The sequence below is a fragment of the Delftia sp. JD2 genome, assembly GCF_001682645.1.
In the GTDB taxonomy this organism is placed as follows: Bacteria; Pseudomonadota; Gammaproteobacteria; order Burkholderiales; family Burkholderiaceae_C; genus Comamonas; species Comamonas acidovorans.
Genome location: NZ_LFJT01000058.1, coordinates 20822 through 41661, shown reverse-complemented (window position 1 = coordinate 41661; position 20840 = coordinate 20822). Strand labels below are relative to the sequence as shown.

At 67.7% G+C, this 20840-nt stretch carries 19 protein-coding genes and 2 tRNA genes; 12 read left to right on the top strand and 9 right to left on the bottom strand.

From position 1 onward, the window contains the following. Positions 1 to 149: 149 nt before the first annotated feature. On the bottom strand, positions 150 to 1031 hold the full coding sequence (locus tag ACM14_RS24230) for a LysR substrate-binding domain-containing protein (protein WP_065347559.1): 882 nt from the start codon (positions 1029 to 1031) through the stop codon (positions 150 to 152). 205 nt (positions 1032 to 1236) lie between these two features. Here ACM14_RS24230 and ACM14_RS24225 point away from each other — a divergent pair, with 205 nt between their 5' ends. Both ACM14_RS24225 and ACM14_RS24220 read left to right on the top strand, forming a co-directional pair. Continuing rightward, positions 1237 to 2769: an MFS transporter gene (locus tag ACM14_RS24225; protein WP_084027439.1), complete on the top strand. Its 1533-nt coding sequence runs from the start codon at positions 1237 to 1239 to the stop codon at positions 2767 to 2769. Between the two features lie 39 nt (positions 2770 to 2808). Then, complete coding sequence (locus ACM14_RS24220) at positions 2809 to 3210, top strand: group II truncated hemoglobin (protein WP_065347557.1); 402 nt, start codon at positions 2809 to 2811, stop codon at positions 3208 to 3210. 80 nt (positions 3211 to 3290) lie between these two features. Here the strand turns inward: ACM14_RS24220 and ACM14_RS24215 are convergent, their stop codons facing one another. Next, entirely contained in the window at positions 3291 to 4712 is a 1422-nt protein-coding gene (locus ACM14_RS24215; RefSeq protein ID WP_012203944.1) for an FAD-binding oxidoreductase, read from the bottom strand. Positions 4713 to 5047: 335 nt separating this feature from the next. Here ACM14_RS24215 and ACM14_RS24210 point away from each other — a divergent pair, with 335 nt between their 5' ends. Continuing rightward, positions 5048 to 5446 (top strand): nuclear transport factor 2 family protein, encoded by a 399-nt coding sequence (locus ACM14_RS24210; RefSeq protein ID WP_065347556.1) that lies wholly within the window; start codon positions 5048 to 5050, stop codon positions 5444 to 5446. A 124-nt stretch (positions 5447 to 5570) separates the two neighbouring features. Then, on the top strand, positions 5571 to 7013 hold the full coding sequence (locus ACM14_RS24205; RefSeq protein ID WP_012203946.1) for an amino acid permease: 1443 nt from the start codon (positions 5571 to 5573) through the stop codon (positions 7011 to 7013). 46 nt (positions 7014 to 7059) lie between these two features. Here ACM14_RS24205 and ACM14_RS24200 read toward each other — a convergent pair whose 3' ends face one another. Continuing rightward, complete coding sequence (locus ACM14_RS24200; protein ID WP_065347555.1) at positions 7060 to 8589, bottom strand: PLP-dependent aminotransferase family protein; 1530 nt, start codon at positions 8587 to 8589, stop codon at positions 7060 to 7062. 183 nt (positions 8590 to 8772) lie between these two features. On the opposite strand from ACM14_RS24200, the gene ACM14_RS24195 reads away from it, so the two are divergent. The 3 genes from ACM14_RS24195 (at position 8773) to greB (ending at position 9769) form a co-directional block, all read left to right on the top strand. Then, a tRNA-Arg gene (locus tag ACM14_RS24195) sits at positions 8773 to 8849 on the top strand. A 159-nt stretch (positions 8850 to 9008) separates the two neighbouring features. Continuing rightward, positions 9009 to 9085, top strand: a tRNA-Arg gene (locus ACM14_RS24190). Between the two features lie 117 nt (positions 9086 to 9202). Then, positions 9203 to 9769 carry a transcription elongation factor GreB gene (greB, locus tag ACM14_RS24185; RefSeq protein ID WP_013803797.1) on the top strand — a complete coding sequence of 189 codons (567 nt, stop codon included), beginning with the start codon at positions 9203 to 9205 and terminating at the stop codon, positions 9767 to 9769. Positions 9770 to 9773: 4 nt separating this feature from the next. On the opposite strand, the gene ACM14_RS24180 is transcribed toward greB, so the two are convergent. Next, positions 9774 to 11159, bottom strand: a complete 1386-nt coding sequence (locus tag ACM14_RS24180; protein WP_065347554.1) for a lytic murein transglycosylase — start codon at positions 11157 to 11159, stop codon at positions 9774 to 9776. Between the two features lie 86 nt (positions 11160 to 11245). Between ACM14_RS24180 and ACM14_RS24175 the strand changes: the two genes are divergently transcribed. Further along, positions 11246 to 12112, top strand: a complete 867-nt coding sequence (locus tag ACM14_RS24175) for an NAD-dependent protein deacetylase (protein ID WP_065347553.1) — start codon at positions 11246 to 11248, stop codon at positions 12110 to 12112. Between the two features lie 27 nt (positions 12113 to 12139). Here ACM14_RS24175 and ACM14_RS24170 read toward each other — a convergent pair whose 3' ends face one another. From ACM14_RS24170 to ACM14_RS24155, 4 genes are all read right to left on the bottom strand, one after another. After that, a complete protein-coding gene (locus tag ACM14_RS24170) occupies positions 12140 to 14407 on the bottom strand; it encodes a bifunctional (p)ppGpp synthetase/guanosine-3',5'-bis(diphosphate) 3'-pyrophosphohydrolase (protein ID WP_012203951.1) in 2268 nt (755 codons plus the stop codon). 101 nt (positions 14408 to 14508) lie between these two features. Continuing rightward, positions 14509 to 14712, bottom strand: a complete 204-nt coding sequence (gene rpoZ / locus ACM14_RS24165; RefSeq protein ID WP_012203952.1) for a DNA-directed RNA polymerase subunit omega — start codon at positions 14710 to 14712, stop codon at positions 14509 to 14511. A gap of 18 nt (positions 14713 to 14730) precedes the next feature. Further along, complete coding sequence (gene gmk / locus ACM14_RS24160) at positions 14731 to 15360, bottom strand: guanylate kinase (protein ID WP_013803794.1); 630 nt, start codon at positions 15358 to 15360, stop codon at positions 14731 to 14733. Between the two features lie 44 nt (positions 15361 to 15404). Next, a complete protein-coding gene (locus tag ACM14_RS24155; protein WP_065347552.1) occupies positions 15405 to 16298 on the bottom strand; it encodes a YicC/YloC family endoribonuclease in 894 nt (297 codons plus the stop codon). 89 nt (positions 16299 to 16387) lie between these two features. Between ACM14_RS24155 and ACM14_RS24150 the strand changes: the two genes are divergently transcribed. From ACM14_RS24150 to hemW, 4 genes are all read left to right on the top strand, one after another. Beyond that, positions 16388 to 17419: a serine/threonine-protein kinase gene (locus tag ACM14_RS24150; RefSeq protein ID WP_012203955.1), complete on the top strand. Its 1032-nt coding sequence runs from the start codon at positions 16388 to 16390 to the stop codon at positions 17417 to 17419. Continuing rightward, entirely contained in the window at positions 17416 to 18321 is a 906-nt protein-coding gene (locus ACM14_RS24145) for a PP2C family serine/threonine-protein phosphatase (protein WP_012203956.1), read from the top strand. The genes ACM14_RS24150 and ACM14_RS24145 overlap by 4 nt, the downstream gene beginning before the upstream one ends. A 99-nt stretch (positions 18322 to 18420) precedes the next feature. Further along, positions 18421 to 19023, top strand: a complete 603-nt coding sequence (gene rdgB, locus ACM14_RS24140) for an RdgB/HAM1 family non-canonical purine NTP pyrophosphatase (protein WP_012203957.1) — start codon at positions 18421 to 18423, stop codon at positions 19021 to 19023. Further along, a complete protein-coding gene (gene hemW, locus ACM14_RS24135; RefSeq protein WP_012203958.1) occupies positions 19020 to 20264 on the top strand; it encodes a radical SAM family heme chaperone HemW in 1245 nt (414 codons plus the stop codon). Before rdgB ends, hemW begins: the two co-directional genes overlap by 4 nt. A gap of 76 nt (positions 20265 to 20340) precedes the next feature. Here the strand turns inward: hemW and ACM14_RS24130 are convergent, their stop codons facing one another. Next, positions 20341 to 20691, bottom strand: a complete 351-nt coding sequence (locus tag ACM14_RS24130) for an I78 family peptidase inhibitor (RefSeq protein ID WP_034390989.1) — start codon at positions 20689 to 20691, stop codon at positions 20341 to 20343. Positions 20692 to 20840 lie beyond the last annotated feature (149 nt).

The window sequence follows — 20840 nt, the reverse complement described above, 5'->3', positions numbered from 1 at the left end:
GGGTCGCGGACATTCGGGTCGCCTTCTTTGATCTGACCTTTCTTGGCGAATCAAGAAAGGGCAGTCGGCTGCCGGGCCGAGACCCGGCCTCGAAAAACAACCACCCGGCAGGGGCAAAAAAAGGCGACTCCGGCGAGCAGAGACACAACTCAGCCCTCCTTGAACAACCTCCCCCCCACAAAATCCACAAACGCCCTCACCTTAGGCGACAACTGCCGGCTCGACGCCCACAGCGCCGAAAACTGCCCCGTGTGCGTCAGGTCCTCCGCCAGCACCCGCTGCAGTTCGCCACGCCCCAGTGCATCCCGCGCGAGGAAGTCCGGCATATAGGCCAGCCCCATGCCCGCCACGGCCGCGCCCAGCATGGCTTCCATGTTGTTGCAGACCAGGGCGGCGGGCAGGTGGGGCGGCATGCCGGGCAGCACCCATTCCTCCAGCTTGCCACTGCTCAGGAAGCGGTAGCGCAGGCAACTGTGCTGTGCCAGTTCGGCGGGGGATTGCGGTATGCCTCGTGCCGCCAGGTAGTCGGGCGAGCCGGCCAGGATGAAGCGGAACGGCCCCAGCCGGCGCGCCACCAGGCGTGAGTCGGCCAGTTCGCCGCTGCGGATGACCACGTCCAGGCCGGCCTCGACCACGTCCACCAGGTGGTCGTTGAAGTCCAGGTCCAGGTCAACCTCCGGGTACAGGGCCTGGAAATCGGGCAGCACGGGCAGCAGGAAGCGGTAGCCGATGGTGGGCAGGCTCACGCGCAGCCGCCCGCGCGGCGCCTCGGCGGCGGCCTGCATGGTGGCGCGCGCATCGTGCAGTTCATCCAGGATGCGGCGGCAGCGCTCATGGAACAGTGCGCCTTCCTGCGTGAGGCGTACCTGGCGCGTGGTGCGCTGGAACAGGCGCAGGCCGAGTTGCTGTTCCAGCCGCGCCACGTTCTTGCCTACGGCCGAGGCCGAGATGCCCAGGGCGCGCCCGGCCTCGGCAAAGCTCAGCAGGTCGGCTGCACGCACAAAGGATTCGAGTCCGCTGAAGCTGTCCATGTCGATTGCCAACCTTGGGTTGGGAGTGTGGGGAGTCTGGCGCCTATTTTCACGGCATTGCAGCGCTTTTATCGTTCATGCATGCCTGGCCATGTGCGGCCGGGAAATTGCGAAAGCCTTGCAAACCATGTCCTCCTGCCTGACTTCTTCCCGCGCACCGGATGCGCTCCACGGTACAGCGCGTCCGCGTGCATCCCCGGTCTGGGTGCTGTTGTCGGTGTGCCTTGCGGCGCTGGCGATGCCGCTGAGCTTTACCGGGCCGGCCGTGGCCCTGTCTGCGCTGCGCGAGGCGCTGGGCGGCGGGCCGCTGGCGCTCAACTGGGTGACGAATGCCTTCATGCTGAGCTTTGGCGCCACGCTGATGGCGGCCGGCGCGCTGGCCGATCTGCACGGGCGGCGGCGCGTTTTCCTGACCGGGCTGGGCGTGGTGCTGGCCAGTGCGCTGGCCCAGGCCTGCCTGGGCGGGCAGGGGGCCATCGTCGTGTTCAACCTGCTGCGTGCGCTGCAGGGCCTGGGCGCGGCGGCCGCGCTGGCGGGCGGCACGGCGGCGCTGGCCCAGGTGTTCGACGGGACGGCGCGCATGCGTGCCTTCAGTGGCGTGGGCACGTCGTTCGGCGTGGGCCTGGCCTTCGGGCCGTTGCTGTCGGGCTGGTTGCTGGGCGTGGCGGGCTGGCGCGGCGTGGTGCTTTGCGTGGCCGCCGTGGCGCTGGCCGCGCTGGTGCTGGGGCTGCGCTGCATACCGCAGTCGCGCAACCCGAAGGCGCAGCGGCTGGACCGGGCCGGTGCGCTGCTGTTCACCGCAGCCCTGGCGCTGCTGACCTGGGGCGTGCTGCAGGGGCCGGAGGCGGGCTGGTCCAGCGGGGCGGCGCTGCTGCCGCTGGCCGGTGCCGCGCTGGCGCTGGCGGCCTTTGTGGCCGTGGAGCGGCGCGTGCAGCAGCGCACGGGGCAGCCCATGCTGGACCTGTCGCTGTTTCGCTATCCGCGTTTCGTGGGCGTGCAGTTGCTGGCGGGTGCGCCGGCCTATGCCTTCGTGGTGCTGCTGGTGCTGCTGCCGGTGCGCTTCATCGGCGTGGAGGGCATGGCGCCGCTGCAGGCGGGGCAGCTGATGTTTGTGCTGTCCCTGCCCATGCTGTTCGTGCCGTTGCTGGCGGGCTGGCTCACACGCTGGGTTTCGGCCGCGCTGCTGTGCCTGGCGGGGTTGCTGGTGTGCGCGGCGGGCCTGCTGTGGCTGGGCGGGTGCGCGCCGGGCACGGCCTTTGCGCAGATGGCGCCCCCGCTGCTGCTGATCGGCCTGGGCATCGGGCTGCCCTGGGGTTTGATGGATGGCCTGGCCGTGAGCGTGGTGCCCAGCGAGCGCGCCGGCATGGCCACGGGCATTTTCAGCACGGTGCGCGTGGCGGGCGAGGGCATGGCGCTGGCGCTGGTGGGCGCGGGGCTGGCTGCATTGCTGGCATGGCGTCTGTCGGCCCTGGCAGCTCAGGCGCCCCAGGCGGCGCAGGCGGTGCATGCCACCGGCCGTGCGGCGCAGTTGCTGGTGACGGGGAACATCGCCGAGGCCATGGCCCTGCTGCCCGGCCTGTCTGCACCCGCCGTGCTGGCGGCCTATGGCCAGGCCTTTGGCATCTTGCTGGATGTGCTGGCGGGCATCACGGTGCTCACGGCGCTGGCGGTGTACGGCTTCCTGCGTGCCGGGGCCCCCACGGATACCGGTACGGGCACGGACATGGCACATGCCTGACAATCGCGGGTTTCACTCAGCCGCCAGCCGCTTTTCGCCATGTCAGAGGAATCCCAGAACAACGCCCCCCAGACCCCCTATGAATGGATCGGCGGCGAGCCCAAGGTGCAGGCCCTGGTGGACCGTTTCTACGATCTGATGGACCTGGAGCCCGGCTACGCCGAACTGCGTGCCGCCCACGGCAGCACCCTGGCCGATGCGCGCCAGAAGCTGTTCTGGTTCCTGTGCGGCTGGCTGGGCGGCCCGGACCATTACCAGGAGCGCTTCGGCCACCCGCGCCTGCGCATGCGCCACATGCCGTTTTCCATCGGCATCCTGGAGCGCGACCAATGGGTGGCCTGCATGGACCAGGCCATGGGCGAGACCGGCGTGCCCGAGGATTTGCGCGTGCGCCTCAAGGCCAGCTTCATGAACACGGCCGACTGGATGCGGAACCGGTAGCAGGTGGCTGCCCCCGGCGCTGCTGAAAAAAAGGGCCGGCCCCCTGCAGGAGGCCGGCCCAAGCAGCAAACGGTTGGGGTTCAGAGCTTTTCGTCGCGCATGTAGTACCAGTGGTACAGGAACCGCTGCCCCAGCCGGCGAAACGGCGCAAACGCGGGCGAACGCACCATATTGAAGACGTTCGGATACTCCAGCTCCGAGTTGTAGATGGGCAGCTCGAAAGTCTTGCTCTGGCGCCCCGCGATGCGCTCTGCCATGCGACGGCCCGCGTGGGCCGAGAAGGAGACGCCGTTGCCGCCATAGCCCACGGCGTAGAAGATGCTCTGGGCCGGATCGGGCTGGAAGACGCGCGGCATCATGTCGTGGCTCACATCGACCCAGCCCCACCAGGAGTAGTCGATGGTGATGCCCTTGAGCGCCGGGAACTTGCGGTGCAGGCCGTCCACCAGCTTGGCCATGTGGATGGGGTTGGGCGCATCGGCACCCGTGACGGCGCTGCGGCTGCCGATCTGCACGCGGTTGTCGGGCAGGCGGCGGTAGTAAAAGCGCAGCGTGCGGGTGTCGGTGATGACCTGGGTGGTCTTGAAGCCCGTGGCCTCCAGTTCCTGCTCGGTCAGCGGTCGCGTGACCAGCGAGTTCGAGAGGATGGGCATGATCTTGGAGCGCAGGCTGCCATGCAGGGCGTTGCTGGTGTAGCCGCCCGTGGCAAAGCCCACGGCGCGCGCCCGCACGGTGCCGCCGGGCGTGCGCAGGTGGTGCACGCCGTTGCGCGTCTCGACGCCCAGCACCGGGCTGGCCGGGTGCACCTTGACGCCCAGCTCCCGCGCCTTGCGCAGGTAGCCGAAGGCCAGCTTGAGCGGGTGCACGCCGATGCCGTCGGGCTCGTGCATGGCGCCGTGGCTGTCGGCATCGTTCACATAGTCGCGGCGCAGCTCCTCGGGGCTGAGCATGCGGGCGTCGTAGCCGAAGACCTCGCGCATGATCTGGGTCTCGTTGCGCAGGAAGTCGAGTTTCTTTTCGCGGTGGGCGATGTAGAGGTGGCCGCCGGGCTGGGGCTCGCACTCGGGGAATTCGGCCACCAGGTCCTTGAAGGTCTGGAAGCCCTCGCGGATCTCGGCGTCGAGCTTGAGCGCCACGTCCTTGCCCCAGCGCGCAATCCACTGCGAGCGGTACAGGCGGCCGCTGGCGTTCTGCCCCTGGCCGCCATTGCGGCTGGTGCAGCCCCAGGCGGTCTGGTTGGCGTCCAGCACCACGGCGCGTATGCCGTGTTCGCGCGCCAGGAACAGGGCCGTGGCCAGGCCCGTGAAGCCCGAGCCGACGATGGCCACGTCCACGTCCATGTCGCCGGTGACCGGGCCGTCATCGTCTGGCGGGCGTCCCGCCGTGCCGACCCAGTAGGTGGGCGCATAGCCCGTGCCGTGGCCCGGGTTGGCGGCCACCAGCGGGTCGTACTGGGGGTCGTAGGGACGCAGGTGGCTGGGGCGGATGTCCTCGGCTTTCATGGCGGATGTCTCCTGGTGCGGCGGCTTGGGATCTGCCGCTTTTTGCTATGGATTCGGTGGAATGGGGCCAATGCCGGCAAGCCCTGCAAGGCGGTGCGCCGACGATGGAATCAGCATAGCCAGCAGGCCATGGAGCCAGTTAGCGCCACAGCCCAGCTTTCGATAGAGCCAGTGGCGGCCGGTGCGCGCGCCTGGACCTAACGATTGATGGCATCTGGTTCTAACGGGTCCGTGTGCCTGCTACCTACCATGGGCCATCGACATTTCGATGACGCGGCGCGGCGGCCCTGCCCGGGGCCCGGCGCCGTGGTACCCACCACAGACAAGGAGACAGCATGAGCGCAGACACCAACCCTCCGGATGCCCAGTTCCTGGCCCGCTTTGCCGAGGCCTGGAACCGCCACGACATCGAGGCCCTGATGGGCTTCATGGCCGATGAGTGCGAGTTCCACGCCGTGGCCGGGCCCGATCTCATGGGCCGCAGCTTCGTCGGCCGCCAGGCGGTGCGCGAGGGTTTCCAGATGGCCTGGCAGGCCTTCCCCGATGCGGCCTGGCTCGATGGAGACCATTTCGTGCAGGGCGACCGTGGCGTGTCCGAGAGCACCTTCAAGGGCACCAAGGCCGACGGCCTGCGCGTGGAAGCGCGCATGGTGGATGTCTTCACCTTCAAGGGCGGAAAGATCGCCGTGAAGAACGCCTTCCGCAAGGACCGCCCGCCGGTGGCGGCCGCCTGACGGCGCGGGGCCTTGCGGCCCCGTGCCACCGGGAACACCGGATACGCCACGGCAAGGCGCGCACCTGCGCAGCCACCACAACAGAGCATCAGCCGTGGCGCCTGAACGCAACAGGAGACAAGACATGATCGGACATCAGCAAGCCTCTTCGCCGGGGCTTTCACACGGGCTCAAACAGCGGCACATGACCATGATCGCCCTGGGCGGCGTCATCGGCGCCGGGCTGTTCGTGGGCAGCGGCGTGGTCATCAAGTCGGCCGGGCCGGCCGCGATTCTTTCCTTCCTCATCACGGGCCTGCTCGTGGTGCTGGTCATGCGCATGCTGGGCGAGCTGGCCTGCTCCATGCCCGGCGGAGGGTCCTTCTACGAATATGCGCGAGAGGCCTGGCGCGACCGCCCCGGCGTGGGCCGGCTGGCAGGCTTTCTGACGGGCTGGATGTACTGGTACTTCTGGGTCATCGTCGTGGCGCTGGAGGCCGTGGCCGGTGCCGACCTGGTGCGCTACTGGCTGCCCGATGTCCCCAACTGGAGCATCAGCCTGGTGCTGCTGGTGATGCTGACGCTGACCAACCTGGTCTCGGTGAAGTCCTTTGGCGAGTTCGAGTTCTGGTTCGCCTCCATCAAGGTGGCGGCCATCGTGGTCTTCCTGTTCGTGGCCGGCGTCTACGTGCTGGGCCTGACGCCTGCGTCGCAGGGCATGCACTTCGGCAACCTCACCGGCAATGGCGGCTTCATGCCCAACGGCATCGTGCCGGTGCTGACCGGGGCCGTGGCGGCCACGGGCTTTTACTTCGGCGCCGAGATCGTGACCATCGCGGCGGCTGAAACCGCCGAGCCGCAGAAGGCCGTGGCCAAGGCCACCAGCTCGGTGATCACGCGCGTGCTGGTGTTCTATGTGGGCTCCATCTTCCTGGTGGCCTGCCTGGTGCCCTGGAATGCGGTTGGCATCGCCACGCCGTATGTGAGCGCACTGAACACCATGGGCGTGCCGGCTGCCGCGCAGATCATGAACGCCATCGTGCTGACGGCCGTGCTGTCGGCGCTCAACTCGGGGCTGTATGCATCCTCGCGCATGCTGTTCGCGCTGACGCGGCGCGGCGATGCGCCCCAGGCGCTGGCCAAGGTCAGCCGCAACGGCGTGCCCACGCGCGCCATCCTGGTGGCCACGGTGTTCGGCTACGGCGCCGTGGTGATGTCCTATGTGTCGCCCGACAAGGTGTTTGCCTTCCTGGTCAATTCCTACGGCACGGTGGCGATCTTCGTCTATATCCTGATCGCCATCTCGCAGCTGCGCCTGCGCTCCCGCCTGGAGCGCGAGGCGCCGCACCTGCTCAAGGTGCGCATGTGGTGCTATCCGTACCTGACCTGGTTCGCCATCTTCGGCATGCTGTCCATCGTCATCGCCATGGCCTTCATCCCCGAGCAGCGCACACCGCTGGCGCTGGGCGTGGCCAGCCTGTGCATCCTGTTGCTGGCCTATGGCGTGCGGCAGTTCCTGCAGCGTGGCGTGGCGCCGGTCGTGTCCTCGCTGTCCGAGGCCGCGCAGCCCGAACCGCAGAAGTACTGACCGGGGGCGACGGGACCGGCAGGGCCGGTCCCGGCCACTCCTTGCGTTACTTCTCGGGCTGCTCCTCACGGATCGCATCGGCCAGGGCCTTCACGCCCTGGCCGATGTCGTTGGCGGGTATGGATTGGTAGCCCATGCGCATGAAGCTGCCGGGCGTGCCCGGGCGGGCGAAGAACACATCGCCGGGCTCGATGAGCACGCCGTGCGCTGCGGCGCGCTGCGCCAGGGCTTCGACAGGAATGTGGTCGGGCAACTGCACCCAGCATGAGCCGCCGCCGCGCACGGGCGTGATGCGGCAGCCGGGGGCATGCTCGGCCATGGCGGCCGTGAGGGCTGCGTGCCGCTCCTTCTGCGCCTGGGCCAGGCGCCGCTGCTGGGCCTCGTAATGGCCCAGGGAGATGAACATGGCCAGCGTGCGCTGCACGAAGGTGGCAGGGTGGCGGATCATGAGCCGGCGCAGCGCGCGCAGTTCGCGGATCAGCTCGGGCGCAGCCACGATGTAGCCCACGCGCAGGCCCGGCGCCAGGCTCTTGGACAGGCTGCCCACGTAGATCACGCGGTTGCTGCGGTCCAGGCTCTTGAGCGCCGGAATGGGCTGGCCGTCGAAGCTGCTCTCGCTCTCGTAGTCGTCCTCGATGAGGATGATGTCGTGCGCCTCGGCCATCTCCAGCAGCGCCTCGCGTCGCGCCAGCGGCATGGTCACGCCCGTGGGGCATTGGTGGCTGGGGGTCACGTAGAGGTAGTCGAGCTGGCGCAGCAGCGGCGTGACCGGCAGGCCCTGGCCGTCCACCGGCAGCGGGATGACCTGGGAGGTGCGGCTGCTGAAGATGTTGCGCGCGTCGGGGTAGCCGGGCTCCTCGATGCCCACGGCCGTGCCCTCGCGCATCAGCAGGTCGGCCACCATGTAGAGGGCGTGCTGCGCACCCACGGTAATGATCAGCTCGTCGGCCGAGGCCCAGACGCCGCGGCGCGGCAGGATCTTGGTCTGCACCTGCTGGATCAGCATCTCGTCGTCGCGCGCGATCTGGTCGGGCGCCCACTGGCGTATGTCCAGCACGCCCAGGGCCTTGAGGCAGCATTCGCGCCAGGCGGCCGTGGGAAACAGCTCCTTGTCGAACTGGCCGTACAGGAAGGGATAGGGGTAGCGCTGCCAGTCCTCTTCCTTGACGATGCTGCGCTGCTGGCTGGGCAGCAGCCACAGGCGCCGCGACCAGTCGGTGCGGCGGCCTTCGCCAGGGGTGGTGCTGGCCGCAGCGCCGCCCGGCGTGCGCCCCTTGAGTACGTCGGGATGGATGAAGTGGCCCTTGCGCTGGCGGCTCAGCAAAAAGGCTTCCTCGGCCAGCTGCTGGTAGGCCAGCACGACGGTGATGCGTGCCACGCCCAGGTGGCGCGCCAGCTCGCGGCTGGAGGGAATGGATTCGCCGGGTGCGAGGATGCCCGAGAGGATGGCATCGACCAGCATCTCGCGGATCTGGCCCTGCAGGCTCAGGGAGGGGCGGGCGCTGCGGCGAAACAGCTGCCCCCACATGGCGCCCTCGGGCGGTTGCGGCTGCGTGGCCGCGCGCTTGTCTGTCATGTCTTGTCGTTCCCGCCGCTGCGGCGGGCCGCTCGCTGTGTTTGTCTCCCGCGCAGGTGCAGGGCAGGGCCTGCATCCGCGACCGGCCAATATAGGCCAGCGCGGTGCGCCACGGGGCCCGGAGTTTGCGATGGTTGCAATTTTTGCGGAGAGGCCAGAAATTGATATACAATCGTTGTCTTGGCGGCTGTAGCTCAGCTGGATAGAGTACTTGGCTACGAACCAAGGGGTCGTGGGTTCGATTCCTGCCAGCCGCACCAAAACGACAAGCCTCAGAACTGCAAAGTTCTGAGGCTTTTTCGTTTCAGGCGCCCGCACAGAGGCCGTGGCAATGGTTCAGGCGCTGGTCAACGGTTATTTTTCGATATTTTCATGGTTTTCCGTAAGCGTTCAAAAAGCACGCTATAATTCAAAGCTTGGCGGCTGTAGCTCAGCTGGATAGAGTACTTGGCTACGAACCAAGGGGTCGTGGGTTCGATTCCTGCCAGCCGCACCAAAACGACAAGCCTCAGAACTGCAAAGTTCTGAGGCTTTTTCGTTTGTGCTCAGTTGGTGTCGCGGTTTTTTCGGCGTCTTCGCCTGCTGCGGTGATCTGTGTGAAGATCAGCTCCCTATGAGCAAGGCTTTCACCAAGGAATCCGACGGCGACGACGATGATGAAGTCGGCCTGCCGCCCTTGCCGCCGGGCGGCAAGAACTACATCACGCCCCAGGGCTTCGCGCGGCTGAAGACGGAGCTGCTGGACCTGATCGACAACGAGCGCCCGCGCATCGTGGAGATCGTGCACTGGGCGGCCAGCAATGGCGACCGCTCCGAGAACGGCGACTATCTGTACGGCAAGAAGCGCCTGCGCGAGATCGACCGGCGCATCCGCTTTCTGACCAAGCGGCTGGAGATCGCCGAGGTGGTCGATCCCTCCGTGCATGCCGGCAGCGAGCAGATCTACTTCGGCGCCACCGTCACCTATGTCGATGACGAGGGCGAGGAGCGCACCATCACCATCATGGGCATCGACGAGGCCGACAGCGCACGCCAGCAGGTCAGCTGGATCGCACCCGTCTCTCGCGCCCTGCTCAAGGCCCGTGTGGGCGACGAGGTGGCCCTGCCCACACCCGCAGGTGTGCGCACGCTGGAAGTGCTGGAAGTCACCTACCCGGAGCCGGGCAGCGCCGCCGGGTGAGCGTTCAGGGCTGCAGTTTCTGCAGCAGCTCCAGCGTGGGATAGCCGTCGGCCACCAGGCCCTGGCTTTGCTGGAACTGGCGCAGGCCCGCGCGCGTGGCCGGGCCCATCACGCCATCGGCCGTCCCGGCTGAAAATCCCCGTTCGTTGAGCGCGGCCTGCAAGGCGCGCAACTGGTCGCGCGACAGCGGTGCCAGATCGCGCGGCCAGGCCGCCTGCACGCCCGGGCCGCCGGCCAGTTGCTGCGACAGCAGGCCCACGCCCAACGCGTAATTCACGGAGTTGTTGTAGCGCAGGATGGTGCGGAAGTTGGCTCCCACCATGAAGGCCGGCCCGCGCGCGCCGGCCGGTGCGATCACGCTGGCATCGGCCATGGCGGGCAGGGCGGGGCCGTCCACGGCCTGCACGCCCTCGGCCGCCCATTGCGCGCTGTCCTGGCGCACGCTGGTCTCGGCGCGTGCATGGTCAAAGCCTGCCGGCAGGCGCACTTCCACGCCCCAGGGCTCGCCCGTCTTCCAGCCCGAATGGGCCAGGTAGTTTGCCGTGGAGGCCGTCACATCGGGCAGGCTGCCCCAGATATCGCGGCGGCCATCGCCATCGGCATCCACCGCATAGGCCAGGAACACGGAGGGCAGGAATTGCGTGTGGCCCATGGCACCCGCCCAGGAGCCGATCATGTGGGCCGCATCGATATCGCCGTTGTCGATGATGCGCAGGGCTGCGAGCAGCTCCTTTTGCGCCCAGGCGGCGCGCCGGCCGTCAAAGGCCAGCGTGGCCAGCGCATCGACCGTGGGGAAGTTGCCGAAGTTGCCGCCGAAATTGCTTTCCATGCCCCAGATGGCGGCGATCACCTCGGCCGGCACGCCATAGCGCTGGCTGGCCGACTGCAGCGGTGCAGCCGCTTCGCGCAGCTTGGCGCGGCCCTGGGCAATGCGCTGGGCCGATACGGCGCTGTCCAGGTACTGCCAGGGCGTGCGCGTGAATTCAGGCTGCGAGCGGTCCAGCTGCACCGCGCGGCGCTGCAGCCGGGCAGGCTCCAGCGCGCTGCGCACGGTTTTCTCCGAGATGCCGGCGTCCAGCGCCTTGCGCGCGAAATCCCGCTTCCATGCTTCGAAGCTGGTGGCCTCGGCCTGCTGGGCGGCGTCCGGCGCGGTGGCCGGTTCGGGCTGCACGGGCGCGGCAGGCGCCGTGGGGGCCGGCATGGAGGGCGGCACCGTGACCGGCGCAGGCGCCGGCCGGGACGCGCAGCCGGCCAGCAGCACGGCGGCCAGGGCGGTGGCCAGGGCGGTGGCCAGGGCGGCACGGTTGAGCGCGGCGGGATGGCGGGCGGTGGGAAAAGCTTGGGCAGTGGCGTGTGCGGCGGCTTGGGCGGTGGCGTGTGCGTGGTGCATCCGGCCATTGTCTCCGCTGCGCCCCGGCTCGGAGTGCAACACGGTGTTTCTGCATTGGGCGTGCGGGGCCGCTATGCTGTGCGGCCATGACCGCCATCGCTCCGCCGCCATCATCATCCCCGGTTCTGCACGATGCCGCGCTGGCCCTGCGCGCCTTGCTGCCGCCCGGCCGGCGCTGGCTGGTGCTGACGGGCGCGGGTTGCAGCACGGGCTCCGGCATTCCGGACTACCGGGATCTGGAAGGCCAGTGGAAGCGCCCCCAGCCGGTGACGCTGCAGGCCTTCATGGGCAGCCATGCCACGCGCCAGCGCTATTGGGCGCGCAGCCTGCTGGGCTGGCCCGTGATGGCGCAGGCCAGGCCCGGCCAGGCCCACGCGGCACTGGCGCAGTTGCAGCAGCGCGGATGGATCGAAGGCCTGGTCACCCAGAATGTGGACGGCCTGCATACGGCAGCGGGCAGCGATGGCGTCATCGACCTGCACGGCCGCATCGCCGCCGTGCGCTGCATGGGCTGCGGCACCGGCATGGAGCGCGCCGTGCTGCAGGCCATGCTGCTGGAGCGCAACCCCGGCTGGGCCGGCCTGAGTGCCCAGGCCGCGCCCGACGGTGATGCCGATCTGGAGGGGCGCGACTTCAGCCGCTTCGACGTGCCGGCCTGCCCGCACTGCGGCGGCGTGCTCAAGCCCGACGTGGTGTTCTACGGGGAAGGCGTGCCCAGCCAGCGGGTGCAGGCCGTGCGCGCCATGCTGCAGCAGGCCGGCGGGCTGCTGGTCGCCGGTTCTTCGCTGATGGTGTATTCAGGCCTGCGCTTCGTGCATGAGGCCGTGGCCCAGGGCAAGCCGGTGGCCGCCATCAACCAGGGCCGCATGCGCTCCGAGGATTTGCTGGCCCTCAAGATCGAGCAGGACTGCGGCCCGTTGCTGCAGCAGCTGGTCCAGGACCTGGCGCAATGAAAAAGCCCCGCAGGAGCGGGGCAGTGTTCAGGGGATGACGCGCGATGCGCGCACCACCGAGTGCACGCGGCGCAGGTTGCGCAGCGCGGACTCCACCTGCTGGTTGTCGTGCACCGAGATCACGAAGCACAGGTCCGTGGTGCTCATGGCGGCCTCGTCGGCCATGTCCACGCGCAGGATGTCCACCTCGGCGCCGGCCAGCTCGGCGGCCACGCGCGCGAGCACGCCCTTGCCGTTGTTGACGGTGACCACGATGCGTGCCTCGAACAGGCGCGCGGCATCCATGTCATCGGCCCACTCGACCACGATGAAGCGGTCCCTGTCCTTTTCCTGCAGGCGCTGCGCGATCTTGCACTGCGCATGGTGGACGATCAGGCCTTCGCCGCTGCCCAGGTAGCCCACGATGGGGTCGCCCGGCACGGGGCGGCAGCATTGCGCGTAGTGGATGGAGCCCTGGTTGGAGCCGTCCAGCAGCACGGCACCCTGGAAGGGGCGGTTGCTGGAGTTGAAGCGTTCGCGTGTGAGCAGCAGGGCGTCGGGCCGGTGGCCGTGGCGCGCCATCAGCGCCGTCAGGCGCGAGGCCACCAGCGACGCAATGCGCCGGCCCATGCCGATGTCCACCATCAGGTCGGCGCGGCTGCGGCTGCCGGCCATGCGTAGCACCTCGTCCCATAGTGCCTGGTTGGCCTCGTCGGCCGGCGGCACGGCATCCATGCCTTCGGCACGCATGGCCTGGGCCAGCAGGTTCTCGCCCAGGCGGGCCGATTCGCTTTGCGCGGCCGACTTCAGGTAGTGGCGGATCTTGGAGCGCGCGCGGCCCGTCTTCACGAAGCCCAGCCAGGCCGGGTTGGGCGTGGCGTCCTCGGAGGTGACGATCTGCACCACGTCGCCGCTCTTGAGTTCGGTGCGCAGCGGCACTTCCTCGTTGTTGATCCGGGCGGCCGTCATGTGGTTGCCGACCTTGCTGTGGATGGCATAGGCGAAGTCCACCACGGTGGCGCCGCGCGGCATGGCCATGATCTCGCTCTTGGGCGTGAACACGTAGACGGCGTCGGGGAACAGGTCCACCTTGACGTGGTCCCAGAACTCGGCCGCATCGCGCGTCTCGTTCTGGATGTCCAGCAGCGACTGCAGCCACTGCGTGCCCAGCTGCTCGGAATCGTGGCCGGGCTGGGCCTTGTACAGCCAGTGCGCGGCGACGCCGGCCTCGGCGACGATGTGCATTTCCTCGGTGCGGATCTGGAACTCGATGTTCACGCCCGAGGGGCCCACCAGCGTGGTGTGCAGCGACTGGTAGCCATTGTTCTTGGCAATGGCGATGTAGTCCTTGAAGCGGCCCGGCATGGGCTTGTACATCTGGTGCAGCACGCCCAGCGCGGTGTAGCAGTCGATCACGCGCGGCAGGATGACGCGAAACCCGTAGACGTCCGTCACCTTGGCAAAGCTCAGCTGGTTCTTCTCCATGCGCAGATAGAGCGAATACAGCGTGCTTTCGCGCCCGGCCAGGCGTGCCTGCAGGCCTGCGCCGGCGAACTCCGCATTGACCTCGTCCTGCACGCGCTGGACCAGGTCGCGGCGGCGCTTGCGCGAGCGGGCGATGGCCTTTTCCAGCGTGGCATAGCGCCAGGGGTGCAGGTGGCGGAAGGCCAGGTCCTGCAGCTCGCGGTAGGTCTGGTTCAGGCCCAGGCGGTGGGCGATGGGTGCGTAGATCTCCAGCGTCTCCGACGAGATGCGGCCCCACTTGTTGCGCGGCATGTCGCCCATGGTGCGCATGTTGTGGGTGCGGTCGGCCAGCTTGATCAGGATGACGCGCACATCGCGCGCCATGGCCAGCAGCATCTTGCGGAAGGACTCGGCCTGGTTTTCCTCACGCGTGTTGAACTGCAGCTTGTCCAGCTTGGTGAGGCCGTCGACCAGCTCGGCTACGTCCTGCCCGAAGCGCTGGGCGAGGTCCGCCTTGGTGACGCCGCAGTCTTCCATCGCATCGTGCAGCAGCGCGGCCATCAGGGCCGGGGCGTCGAGCTTCCAGCTCGCGCACAGCGCGGTGACGGCAATGGGATGGGTGATGTAGGGTTCGCCGCTGCTGCGCCACTGGTCGCTGTGGGCCAGGTCGGCAAAGGCATAGGCTTCGCGCACCTGCTCGATGCTGGTGGCATCCAGGTAACCCAGGTGCTCCATCAGTCCGGCAAAGGCATTGGCCGACACGCTCGCTGCCTGCTCTGCAGACATGCGCTCGGGCCGGGGTGTCGGTACGGGATCAGAGGGGGCTGTGAACGAAGTCAAGGCCGCTTTCATGACTTAAATGTAGCGTGCATGCGGGTTTGTGCAGGCTTCATGTAAAAAAAGCACCGCTGTGCGGTGCTCTTTGTGGGGCCATTGTGTTGCTTTGCAGCAAATCAGCCCGGAACCTTCTTCAGCATCTCCAGGCCGACCTTGCCTTCTGCGATCTCGCGCAGGGCGGTGACACCGGGCTTGTTCTTGGTTTCGATCCTGGGCGTGTGGCCCTGGCTCAGCATGCGGGCGCGGTAGGTGGCGGCCAACACGAGCTGGAAGCGGTTAGGGATCTGCTCCAGGCAGTCTTCAACAGTGATGCGTGCCATCAGGATCTCCGGGAAACGTCAGTTGGGTACAGAAATATTGAGAGACTCGAAGGTCTCTGCGCGGCGGCTGCGCTGAGCCGCATACTTGAGGCGCTGAGCGTGGATGATCGTCTTGAGATCAAACAGTGCGCTCTCGAACAATTCGTTGATTATAACGAAGTCGAATTTCGCCACCTGGGCCATCTCCTCGGCCGCGTTCGTCAGGCGCAGTTCGATCACCTCGGGCGCATCCTCGCCCCGGTTTTCCAGGCGTGCGCGAAGCTCGTCCCAGCTGGGCGGCAGGATGAAGATCAGAACGGCGTTCGGAAACGCTTCCTTGACCTGCAGCGCGCCCTGGTAGTCGATCTCCAGCAGCACGTCGGTGCCGACCTGGATGCGCTCTTCCAGCGCCTTCTTGGCCGTGCCGTAGCGGCGGCTGTGCACATTCGCCCATTCGACGAAGGCGTTGTTCGACACCATGGTGTCGAATTCCTGGTCGGAGACGAAGTAGTACTCGCGGCCGTGCTTTTCCTGGCCACGCGGCGCGCGGGTGGTGTGGGAGACTGAGGGCGAGACGCGCGCATCGAACTCGCGCAAGGCTCGCACCAGGCTGGACTTGCCGGCCCCGCTGGGGGCCGAGACGACAAAGAGGTTTCCGGGGTAATCCATGGATTTGTGCGCAGTTTGGTTACGCATGGGCATCTGTGATGGGCTTATTCGATGTTCTGCACCTGCTCGCGCATCTGCTCGATCAGCACCTTCATGTCCACGCTGATGCGGGTCAGCTCCAGCGTGGCGGACTTGGAGCCCAGCGTGTTGGCTTCGCGGTGCAGTTCCTGGATCAGGAAATCCAGGCGCTTGCCGATCTCGCCGCCCTTCTTGAGCAGGCTCTGGATCTCGTCCAGGTGCGAGTCCAGGCGGGTGACTTCTTCCGCCACGTCGATGCGGATGGCAAAGGCCGTGGCCTCGGTCAGGGCGCGGTCCTGGGCGGCTTCGGGCGCCACGGCGCCTTCGGCCAGGGCCATCGCTTCCTTCCAGCGCTCCATGAAGCGCTGGCGCTGCTGCTCCACAAGCTGGGGCACCAGGGGCGTGGCGTCTGCCGCGAGCTTGCGCAACTGGGCGATGCGGTCCAGCAGCATGGTGGCCAGGCGCTTGCCTTCGCGGGCGCGGGCTTCCAGCAGTTCGGTCAGGGCCTGCTCTGCCAGCGTGGGCAGCACGCTGCTCCAGTCGATGGCCGAGTTGGCGCCGCCGCTGGCCAGGCGCAGTGCGTCGGAGACGGACAGGCTGCGAGCGTCGGGCAGCCATGACTGGACGGTGTCCTGGAGCATGGCCAGGCGCTGCAGCATGGCGGTGGAGGGGTCGGGCAGGGAGTTGCCGTCGTCGTTGTCGATGGCGGCGCGCACTTCGACCTTGCCGCGCTTGAGGCGGGCGGTCAGAAGGGCCCGCAGGGCCGGCTCATGGGCGCGCAACTCGTCGGGCAGGCGGAACGAAAGATCCAGGAAGCGGCTGTTGACCGAGCGGATCTCCAGACCGAGCCGGCTGTTGCGGCCCGACGCTCCACCATCTTCTGCGGACGCGCCGTGCTGGGCACTGGCGTATCCGGTCATGCTGTAAACTGGCATTGGACTTTTGATGGATGCTTGCAATTGCCCGATTATCCGGGTTTCGCCTCATCCCTGAGACTCACCGGAGAAAAATGTCTTCCAAGATCAAGCCGGCGCCATTGCCGCCAGGCAGCACGATCGGCGGCTATCGGGTGGTGCGCAGGCTTGCTTCCGGCGGTTTCGGCGTCGTTTACCTGGCCTTGGATGCAGAGGGCAAGCAGGTTGCGATCAAGGAATACCTGCCCGCATCGCTGGCCACCCGTGCCCCCGGAGAGCTGCAGCCCGCCGTGGCTCCCGAAAAGCTTTCACTGTACCGCCTGGGCCTCAAGAGCTTCTTCGAGGAAGGGCGTTCCCTTGCACAGATCTCGCACGCTTCCGTGGTCAGCGTGCTCAATTTCTTTCGCGAGAACGAAACCGTCTACATGGTGATGAACTACCTGGAGGGTGCCACCCTGCAGGACTTCGTTGTCACCGCGCGCGAGCTCAAGGCCGAGAAGGTGTTCCGCGAATCGACCATCCGCTCGCTGTTCGACGAGGTGCTGCGCGGCCTGCGCATCGTGCACCAGCACAAGATGCTGCACCTGGACATCAAGCCGGCCAACATCTTCATCACCAATGATGACCGCGCCGTGATGATCGACTTCGGCGCGGCGCGCGAGGTGCTGTCCAAGGAAGGCAACTTCATCCGCCCCATGTACACCCCGGGCTTTGCCGCGCCCGAGATGTACCGCCGCGATGCGTCGCTCGGCCCCTGGACCGACATCTACGCGATTGGCGCCTGCATCTATGCCTGCATGCAGGGCTTTCCGCCCAACGAGGCGCCGCAGCGCCAGGACAAGGACCGGCTCACGCTGGCGCTGACCAAGCTGCGCGGCGTGTACTCGGACAACCTCATCGAAGTCGTCGAGTGGTGCATGGCCATGGACCCGGGTTCGCGCCCGCAGTCGGTGTTTGCGCTGCAAAAGGAATTGAGCCGCGAGGGTGAGCGCCGCTACACCAAGCTCAGTGTCTCCGAACGCATGCGCCTGCAACTGGACACGCTGGTGACCGACGCCAAGAAGAACATGCAGAAGATCAGCGGCGCGGCAGGCCTGCCGGCCGTCGGCCAGGAGCGCAAGCCATGAGGTTTTCGGTATTTCAGCTGAGCCGCCGCGGCGGCCGGGCGCTCAATGAAGACCGCATGGGCTACTGCTACACGCGGGAGGCCGTGCTCTTCGTGCTGGCCGACGGCATGGGCGGCCATCCCGAAGGCGAGGTCGCCGCGCAGCTGGCGCTGCAGGTGATGTCCGTGCATTTCCAGCGCCAGGCCAAGCCGCTGCTGGACGATCCGCAGGGCTTTCTGGTCGATGCGCTGCTGCACGCGCACCGGCAGATCCTGCGCTACGCCAGCGCCAAGGGCATGATCGATACGCCGCGCACCACGCTGGTGGCGGCCGTCATCCAGAAGGGCAAGATCACCTGGATCCACTGCGGCGACTCGCGCCTGTACCTGGTGCGCGGTGGCGAGCTGCTGGTGCGCACGCGCGACCACTCCTATCTGGAGATGGGCGAGATCGCCGCGCAGCTCAAGACATCCAGCCGCAATGTGCTGTTCACCTGCCTGGGCTCGCCGTCCAAGCCCATCTACGACGTGACCGAGCCGCGCCGGCTGGAGCAGGGCGACAAGCTGCTGCTGTGCTCCGACGGCCTGTGGGGCAGCGTGGACGAAGGGCACCTGATGCGCACCCTGCACGGCCGCACCGTGTCCCAGGCCATCCCCCAGCTGGTGGAAACGGCGCTGCGCAACGCGGGCGATGCCAGCGACAACGTCACGGCCATCGCCATGGAGTGGGAGACGCCCGACGCCTTCGAGTCCACCATGGGCATCTCCACCCAGGACATCGAGAACGACGCGTTTGAATCCACGATCCAGGGGGGGCCAATCGAAGACCTGGAAGATGAGCTGGATGACGCCGCCATCGAGCGCTCCATCGCCGAGATCAACGAGGCGATACGCCGCTCGGCCGAGCGCCAGTTCAAGCGCTGAACGCCGCTGCCGGCCCGCAGCAGCGGTGCCGGTGGCGCGCATGGACTACCGAACCTATTGACGACAAAGGGCGCACGGGCGCCCGACTGGATTTCTACGATGAAGATTGTGTTGGCCTCCAACAACCGCGGCAAGCTCGCCGAGCTGCAAGCCATGTTCGCCCCGCTGGGCGTTGAACTGATTCGCCAGGGCGACCTGTTCGAGGGCGAGGCGCCCGAGCCGCATTGCACCTTCGTGGAGAACGCGCTGTCCAAGGCCCGCTTCGCGGCCGAGCGCACGGGCCTGCCCGCCATTGCCGACGACGCCGGCATGTGCGTCTCGCACTTCGGCGGCCTGCCGGGCGTGGACACGGCCTACTACTGCACGCAGTTCGGCTACGAGAAAAGCGACGACAACAACGTGCGCGCCCTGCTGGAGCAGATGCAGGGCGTGGCCGACCGCCGTGCCGCCATGGTCAGCACCCTGGTGGGCGTGCGCAGCGCCAGGGACCCCGAGCCGCTGATCGCCATGGGCCGTGTGCTCGGCGAGATCACCACCGAGCGCCGTGGCACGCAGGGCTTCGGCTTCGACCCCGTGATGTACATCCCCGAGCTGGGCCAGACCTTTGCCGAGATGGACCCGGCCGTGAAGCACGCGCATAGCCACCGCGGCCGCGCCACGCTGCAGATGATCGAACTCGTGCGCGAGCGCTGGGTGCGATGATTCCCATCCAGCCCCAGGATTCGGCCTCCGGCGCCCAGGCCGCCGTGCAGCGCGACATCCAGCACTACATGCGCCCCGGCACGCTGCAGCTGGGCAGCCTGCCGCCGCTGTCGCTGTATGTGCACCTGCCCTGGTGCATTCGCAAGTGCCCGTACTGCGACTTCAACTCGCACGAGCACGGCCGCGACGGCCCCGAGCTGCCCGAAGACCGCTACATCGACGCTCTGGTCGCCGACCTGGAGAGCGCGCTGCCGCTGATCTGGGGCCGCACCGTGCACAGCATCTTCATCGGCGGCGGCACGCCCAGCCTGTTCGCGCCCGAGTCCATCGACCGGCTGCTGGCCGCCATCCGCGCGCGCCTGCGCATGGAGGCCGACTGCGAGATCACCATGGAGGCCAACCCCGGCACCTTCGAGACCGACCGCTTCCGCGCCTTCCGCGCGGCCGGTGTCACGCGGCTGTCCATTGGCGTGCAGAGCTTTGACGACCGCCTGCTGCAGGCCGTGGGCCGCGTGCACGACGGCGCCCAGGCGCGTGCGGCTGTGCGCGAGGCGGCCGACAGCTTCGAGACCTTCAACATCGACCTGATGTACGCGCTGCCCGGCCAGACCGAACTGGACCTGGCGCGGGACCTGGACGTGGCCATGTCCTTCGCCCCGCCGCACCTGTCGGTCTATCACCTGACCATCGAGCCCAATACGTATTTCGCCAAGTTTCCGCCGGCCATCCCCGAGGACGACCTGGCCTACGACATGCTGGACCGCATCACCGCGCGCACCGCTGCCGCGGGCATGCAGCGCTACGAGATCTCGGCCTATGCGCGTGAGGGCCACCAGTGCTGGCACAACCGCAACTACTGGCAGTTCGGCGACTACCTGGGCATAGGCGCGGGCGCGCACAGCAAGCTCAGCTTTGCGCACCGCATCGTGCGCCAGGTGCGCTTTCGCGATCCCGCGCGCTACATGGACCAGGCCCTGGCCGGCGCGCCGCTGGCGCAGGACGGCGAGGTGCGCCGTGCCGACCTGCCCTTCGAGTACATGCTCAACGCGCTGCGCCTGCGCGAAGGCTTTGCGCTGCAGGACTTCATGGAGCGCACGGGCCTGCCGCTGTCGTCCATCGCCAAGGGGCTGGACGCCGCACAGGCCAAGGGCCTGATCACGCGCGACCTGGGCCGGGTGGTGCCTACGGAGCGGGGCTTTGACTTCCTCAGCGACCTGCAGGAGCTGTTCCTGGCCGAGTGAGCGGGCCAACGACCATTGAAAAAGGACGCCTCGGCGTCCTTTTTTCATCCAGCGCCACCGCGCAATCGGCCGGCGATCAGCCGCAGCGCACGGCCACGATGCGGCCTGTGCCGTCGACCACCAGGTTCAGGCGTTCCTGGTTGAACTCCATCGTCGTTGGCTGGCCTTCGCGCAGCACGCGGGCCATGTAGGCGCCCGACTGCTTGCGGGCGGCCTCCAACGTGGCCGATGTATTGCTCTTGCCCACGAAGGACTGCGCCGATGCCGCATTGCAGACCTGCACGGGGCGCGGTGCCGGTTGCGCCCCACCGCCGCTGCTGCCACCAAAAGGATTGCTCATGCCGGCGCAGCCTGCCACCAGGGTGGTGGCGCCCAGCAGGGCCAGGGCGGCAAGGCGGCGTTGGAGGGCGGGGGCGGTCATCGGCATGGTCTGTCTCCTCGATTCATGGGGTGTTGCTGCGCAGTATCAGGGCGGGCGCGGGCGCGCTGCCTCGGACAATGCCGCATACCTTAGCCGGGCTGAGCCGGGCCAAGGCGAAGCCGAAGGCATGCGGAAGTAACAGGTGGCAGCAAAGG